At 62.9% G+C, this 5,932-nt stretch carries 6 protein-coding genes; all 6 read right to left on the reverse strand.

What is annotated here, in order from left to right:
* The coding region (gene zapD, locus VL598_RS08775) for a cell division protein ZapD (protein WP_325326321.1) at nt 1-233 on the reverse strand (233 nt) is incomplete at its 3' end.
* A 204-nt stretch (nt 234-437) separates the two neighbouring features.
* Nucleotides 438-1,052 carry a dephospho-CoA kinase gene (gene coaE, locus VL598_RS08780; RefSeq protein WP_325326322.1) on the reverse strand — a complete coding sequence of 205 codons (615 nt, stop codon included), beginning with the start codon at nt 1,050-1,052 and terminating at the stop codon, nt 438-440.
* A gap of 3 nt (nt 1,053-1,055) precedes the next feature.
* Nucleotides 1,056-1,967 carry a prepilin peptidase gene (locus VL598_RS08785; RefSeq protein ID WP_414718683.1) on the reverse strand — a complete coding sequence of 304 codons (912 nt, stop codon included), beginning with the start codon at nt 1,965-1,967 and terminating at the stop codon, nt 1,056-1,058.
* Nucleotides 1,968-2,004: 37 nt separating this feature from the next.
* Complete coding sequence (locus VL598_RS08790; RefSeq protein ID WP_325326324.1) at nt 2,005-3,255, reverse strand: type II secretion system F family protein; 1,251 nt, start codon at nt 3,253-3,255, stop codon at nt 2,005-2,007.
* Nucleotides 3,252-4,481 carry a GspE/PulE family protein gene (locus VL598_RS08795; protein ID WP_325326325.1) on the reverse strand — a complete coding sequence of 410 codons (1,230 nt, stop codon included), beginning with the start codon at nt 4,479-4,481 and terminating at the stop codon, nt 3,252-3,254. Before VL598_RS08795 ends, VL598_RS08790 begins: the two co-directional genes overlap by 4 nt.
* Before the next feature lie 143 nt (nt 4,482-4,624).
* Complete coding sequence (locus VL598_RS08800) at nt 4,625-5,914, reverse strand: HlyC/CorC family transporter (protein WP_325326326.1); 1,290 nt, start codon at nt 5,912-5,914, stop codon at nt 4,625-4,627.
* Nucleotides 5,915-5,932 lie beyond the last annotated feature (18 nt).

A 5,932-nucleotide genomic window follows, 5' to 3' on the forward strand; every position in this document is an offset into this window, starting at 1 on the left:
GGATTGCCGCGAAACGGCGCGAGCGTTTGGCGCTGGCGCTCGAGTTCCTTCATCAGGTCCGACTTCAAATCTGCCCGGGCCGTGACTTCCGCAATTTCGAACAACGTTGTGAGCGCGACGTGATGCTCTCTCGCGTCGTCCGGATTCAGGAAAAACGTGAAGCGCTCGAAAAGGTCTTCGAGACGCAACAGCGTGCGAATTCGCTCATTGAACGGATACTCGTAAAGGATCAAGCGCGCTCGCCTCTGGCGTCGTGGACGATAAATTGAAGAACATTCTAATGCCGCGAATGGCCCCTCGCAATCGCGAAATATAACCCTTTCTAGGGTTTACATTTTCAATTCAGGTGAATTTCAGCCAGCGTCAATCATGCCATGCCGTTGTTTAACGGCCGTTGCGGCACTCAAATCCAGACTTTTTTTGAAGGGCCCGACCGGCTAACGAAGCGTGGCTATGGCAGACGACCGATACTTTTCATGCAATCGCTGCACGTCATCGGCCACTAGCTCCGGTGGCCGGCCATCTTCGTTGACGAGCACGTCGTCTGCGGCGGCGAGCCGAACTTCACGCGATGCCTGCCGGGCGACGATTGCGCTCACTTGCTCGCGGGTGACGCCGTTACGCCGCATGACGCGCGCGATTTGGGTGTCAACGCTGCAATCGATGACGAGCACACGATCGACACGTGATTTCCACGTCGCCGATTCGACGAGAAGCGGCACGACGGCGATCACGTACGGCCCGCCTGCAGCAGCCATCTGGCGCTCGGTCTCGGCGCGGATGAGCGGGTGAGTGATCGCCTCCAGCCGAGCCTTGGCGAGATCATCAGCGAAGACGAGCGCGCGCATCTTCGCGCGATCGAGCGAGCCATCGGGCGCGACGAATGCCTCGCCGAACTCGCTTGCGATGTGAGGCATGGCAGCGCCTCGCGGCGCCGTGATGCTGTGCGCGATGACATCGGTATCGACGATGGCGACGCCATGTCGTGCGAAAAGGTCGGCAATAAACGATTTGCCGCTGCCGATGCCACCCGTCAGCCCCACCACGAACATGATTTAGCCTCCGAAAAGGTGAAAGAAGGGCATGCCAAAAAAGAGTGTCGCCGCACCACCTGCAGCTAGAAAAGGACCGAACGGCAAAGCTTCCTCGAAACGCATTCGGCCGAGCCACGTCGCTGTAAGTCCGATGACCGCGCCCGTCACGGCTGCGATCAGCACAATCTGCGGCAGCGCGGCCCAGCCCAGCCAAGCGCCCAGTGCGGCGAGCAGCTTGAAATCGCCGTAGCCCATGCCTTCGACGCCGCGCGCTAAGCGGAAAAGCCAATACACGCACCAGAGGAACACGTAACCGACAATGGCACCGGCGACGGCCGAGCGCAGACTCACAAAGGTATCGGCAAAATTGACGATGAGGCCGGCCCAGAGCAACGGCAGCGTGAGCGAATCGGGCAAGAGCCGGGTTTGGATATCGATGGCGCTCATCGCCAGTAGCGTGGCACATAGCCCGAATGCAGCGAGCGCTGTGCCCGACGCCCCAAAGTTGGCAAGGGCCAGCGCGGCCAATAGCCCACTGGCGAGCTCGATCAGCGGATAACGGATGCTGATGGGCGCGTGACATGCCGAGCAGCGTCCGCGCAGCCAGAGGTAGCTTAGCAGCGGAATGTTTTCCCATGCGCGCAGTACATGCCCGCAATGCGTGCATGCGCTGCCCGGCACACACACGTTGTATCGAGCCGGCAGGCCGTCATCCTTCGGTGGCTCGCCTGCCGCTTCGGTCATTTCGAGGCGCCAAGCGCGCTCAAGCATGACCGGCAGTCGGTGCGCCACGACATTGAGGAAGCTGCCGATCACAAGCCCGAAAACAATGGCGAACGCGTACTGCCAAGTGGTCGGCAGGCTGGCGAAGGCGATGCTGACGCTCGATGCGGCGCGCGAAAACGGGTCGCTGATGAGTAGGGCGTACACGATGGAGCGGATGGTCGCTGAGGATTCAATGGGCTGGATGCTACACCACGTTGCCGAGCTCAATGACGGGCAGGTAAAGCGCGACGACGAGGCAACCGATCAGTGCACCCAACACGATAACAACGCAAGGCTCCGCGAGGCTCGCAAAGAAGGCAAGTTTGTCGCGTGCTTCTCGTTCGGCCAGCGAAGCGATGTCGAGCAGCATGGCGTCGAGCGCGCCGGATTCCTCGGCAATCGCGATCGGCTGCACGATTGCAGGTGCAAAGCAGCCCACCGCCCGCATGGCGGCCGCGAGGCGCTCCCCCCGGGTAAGGCGTGCGGCGATGTCAACGCTCGCACGATCGAATACCGCGTTGCCTGTTGCGTGGGTGAGCGCACCCAAGGCGTCGGTGAGCGGCGTGCCGGCCGCGAGCAACGTGCCGAGCGCGCGGACGAAGCGGGCAGCCGCGATCGAGCGCAGGACGGGCCCCGCCAACGGAGCTGTCAGTGCAATACGGTGCCACGTGAGGCGCGCGGTTGGCGATCGCCGCAGGAGCCATGCAATGATGAGACTCCCCAAGGTGCCAAGCGCGAGAACTGGCCCCGCACTGACGAGCGCAGAGTGTGACAGCGCGATAACGACGCGCGTCGGTCCAGGCAGGGCCGCACCAAAGTTTTCGAACACCTGCTCGAACGCCGGCACCACCCAGATAAGCAAAGCAGCGGTGACAGCAGCCGCGAACAGCAGTACGGCGCAGGGGTAGGCGAGCGCTGCACGCGCCTTGGCATGCAACTCAGCCGTGCGTTGCCGTTCGTCGGCGATGCGTGCAAGCGCGGCGTCGAGCGATCCCGTTGACTCACCGAGCGCGGCCAACTGACAGTACAGTGCGTCGAACTGCGCGGGGAAGTGCGCAAGTGCCGTGGCGAACGCCGCCCCATCGGAGATGCCCCGTGCAAGGGCCAGTGCGATACGCGGCATGCCACTCTTGAGCGACGACTCGCCGATGAGTTCGAGTGCCTGCGTGAGAGGCAATCCCGCGCGCAACAGGCTCGCCAGATGCCGTGTGAAGACGGTTACTTGGCGCTGCGACGCTTTGGGCGGGGCGGCTTTGCCGATTTGCATGAGCGTGAGCACGATGACACCTCGCCGCTGCAGCACGGCCCGCGCCTCGGCCGCGTCCAGGGCGACGACGGTGCCGCGTCGTCGCCGGCCATCGAACTCGATGCCGCGCCACGAAAAGCGCCGCCCGGCGACGCTGATACCTGACGGACTTGACCGTGGCCGTTGCCGCGGCTCAGCCAGCGTGCTCATGCGGCCTCCGTCGCGCACAGGGCCTCTGCGAGGCTCGTTGTGCCGTCCCGTACCTGGGCGAGCGCGGCCTGGCGCAGCGTGGCGGCCCCATCCGCATGTGCTTGGCGAGCGATGGCATCTGCGCTCGCCCGCGCCACGATGAGCTCACGCATGGCGGCAGAAACCGGCATGACTTGATGAATGCCGACGCGCCCCCGATAGCCGATACCGTGGCAGGCCTCGCATCCGGTGGCCGCGTAGGGCGTCCACCCGGCGATCTCGCCATCCAGAAATCCGGCGGCGCGCAATGCGCGGGCCGATTCATGCGTGGCGCGCCGGCAGTGCATGCACAGACGCCGCACAAGGCGCTGCGCGGTGACGAGCCGCAGTGCGGCTGCCAGGTGATACGGCGCGACGCCGATATCGACGAGACGGCCGATGGCGCCCGGCGCATCGTTCGTGTGGAGCGTCGACAGGACGAGATGCCCCGTTTGCGCCGCTTTAAACGCCACGTCGGCCGTTTCGTCATCGCGGATTTCGCCGACCATGATGACGTCCGGGTCCTGGCGCAAGAAGGCGCGCAGCGCGACGGCAAACGTCAGCCCGGCTTTTTCGCGCACGTTCACTTGATTGATGCCGGCGAGCTGGATCTCGGCGGGATCCTCAACCGCGCAGATATTGCGCGACGCTGCGTTGAGCATGTGCAGGAAGCAGTACAGGGAGAGCGTTTTGCCGCTGCCGGTTGGCCCGGTTACGAGCACGAGGCCGTGAGGTGCGTGGATGGCGGCCTCGACGAGTGCCCTCTGCTGCACATTGAAGCCCAAGGCTTCGAGCGAGAGGTTGTCCGGCAGTGCGTCGAGGCGGCGCAGTACGAGTTTTTCGCCGAAGAGGGTGGGCAGTGAGCTCACGCGGTAATCCTCGACCTTGCCCGGCGCGAGGGCGACCCGCAGACGGCCGTCTTGCGGTACGCGGCGCTCTGCGATGTCGAGCCGTGCGAGGACCTTCACTCGCGTGACGAAGGCATCGCGCAGGTGCGCGGGCGGCCGTGCCGTTTCATGCAGCACGCCGTCGATGCGCAGGCGAATGCGCCATTCATGCTCGCCGGGTTCGACATGAATATCCGAAGCATCGAGCCCCGATGCCTGGCTGAGCAGATCCGCGAGGAGACGCACCGCAGGCGCGTCATCCGTGCCGGCTGGCGGCGGCATGGACGAGGCAATGGAAAGGGAGGGGGATGAAGAGGACATCGAATGCCGGCCTTTGCCGTCGTTCAAACACGATGGAGTCATCATCGCGTGACGGGTAGCGGGCCGGTATTCGGCCGGACGGCTAGTGATGCGACGTCACCGCATTTTGCCAATGGATTTCGTGTGACATGACACAGTCGCCACTAGCTCTGAACGGTCCGTGCCTGCGTCTTGGGGCGGAAAACCTTGACGGTACGAACGGTCTGATCGTCGCTTTGCAGCACCTCGAGTTGCACGTCGCCGATTTGCACGCAGACGTCGCCTTCGGGAATTTCCTCGAGCCTCTCGAGGATGAGGCCATTGAGCGTTCTTGGTCCGTCCGTCGGCAAGCTCAGCTGCAGCCAGCGGTTGAGTTCGCGCAACGGCATGCTACCGGCGACGATGCATTCGCCTTGCTCGTTCCACCCACGCCGCGAGCCGACGGTGCGCGGGATGGTTGTCGTGAATTCCCCAATTAGCTCTTCGAGAATGTCCTCGGGCGTGATGAGCCCTTGCAGTTCGCCGTATTCGTTGACGACGAGCCCCATGCGCTGTCGCGTTTCCTGAAAGTACTGCAGCTGCTTGAAGACCGGTGTGCCCGACGGTACGAAGTAGGGCGCCGCGAGGAGCTCGCGCAGCGTCTCGCGTTCGAGCTCTTGCTTGTGAAGTGCGGCGAGCGTCTTGCGTACATGCAGCACGCCGACGACGCGGTCGATGTCGCCTTGATAGACGATGAGCTTGTTGTGATAGCAGGTTTCGAGCTGATGCAGGATTTCTTCGAATGGTGCATCGAGGTCGAGCGCCTCCATGCGCCGACGCGGGATCATGACGTCGTCGACAGTGATGTTCTCGAGATCGAAGAGATTGAGAAGAATACTGCGGTGCTTCGTCGGCATGAAGCTGCCTGACTCGAGCACGATAGTGCGCAGCTCCTCAGTCGACAAACGATGCTCGCGTCCTCCCTTGGTATTGATGCGCAGCGTCAGCAGGATGGCATTCGAGAAAAGATTGACGAACCAGATCACAGGCTTGAGCGCGCGCATGAGCGGCGCAATGACAAAGCTGGCCGGCAGTGCGATTTTCTCGGGAAAGCTGGCGCCGACGATCTTCGGCGTGATTTCGGCGAACACGATGATGAGAAACGCGACGATGCCGGTGGCGACGGACAGCACCAAGTTGTTGCTGCCGAACGTACGCAGGGCGATGGACGTCGTCAGCACGGGGATGATCGTGTTGAGCAGGTTATTGCCGATCAGGACCACCCCGAGCAGCTGATCGGTGCGTACAAGCAGGCTTTGCGTGGTTTTCGCGCCGAACACGCCCTTGTTCACGAGGTGTTTCAAGCGATGGCGATTGAGCGCCATCATGGCGGTTTCGGAGATCGAGAAGAAGCCGGAGCAGAAAAGCAGGACAATGACGGCGCCGATCTGCGCCCATAAAGGAATGTGTTCCACGCGTTGCACGAAGGCGGA

It is taken from the genome of Trinickia sp. (assembly GCF_035492435.1).
Lineage (GTDB): Bacteria > Pseudomonadota > Gammaproteobacteria > Burkholderiales > Burkholderiaceae > Trinickia.

What these genes read in the sequence shown, in the direction of transcription:
- coaE (WP_325326322.1), bottom strand. Translation starts at nt 1,052, where the DNA reads ATGTTCGTGGTGGGGCTGACGGGTGGCATCGGCAGCGGCAAATCGTTT.
- VL598_RS08790 (WP_325326324.1), bottom strand. Translation starts at nt 3,255, where the DNA reads ATGAGCACGCTGGCTGAGCCGCGGCAACGGCCACGGTCAAGTCCGTCA.
- VL598_RS08795 (WP_325326325.1), bottom strand. Translation starts at nt 4,481, where the DNA reads ATGTCCTCTTCATCCCCCTCCCTTTCCATTGCCTCGTCCATGCCGCCG.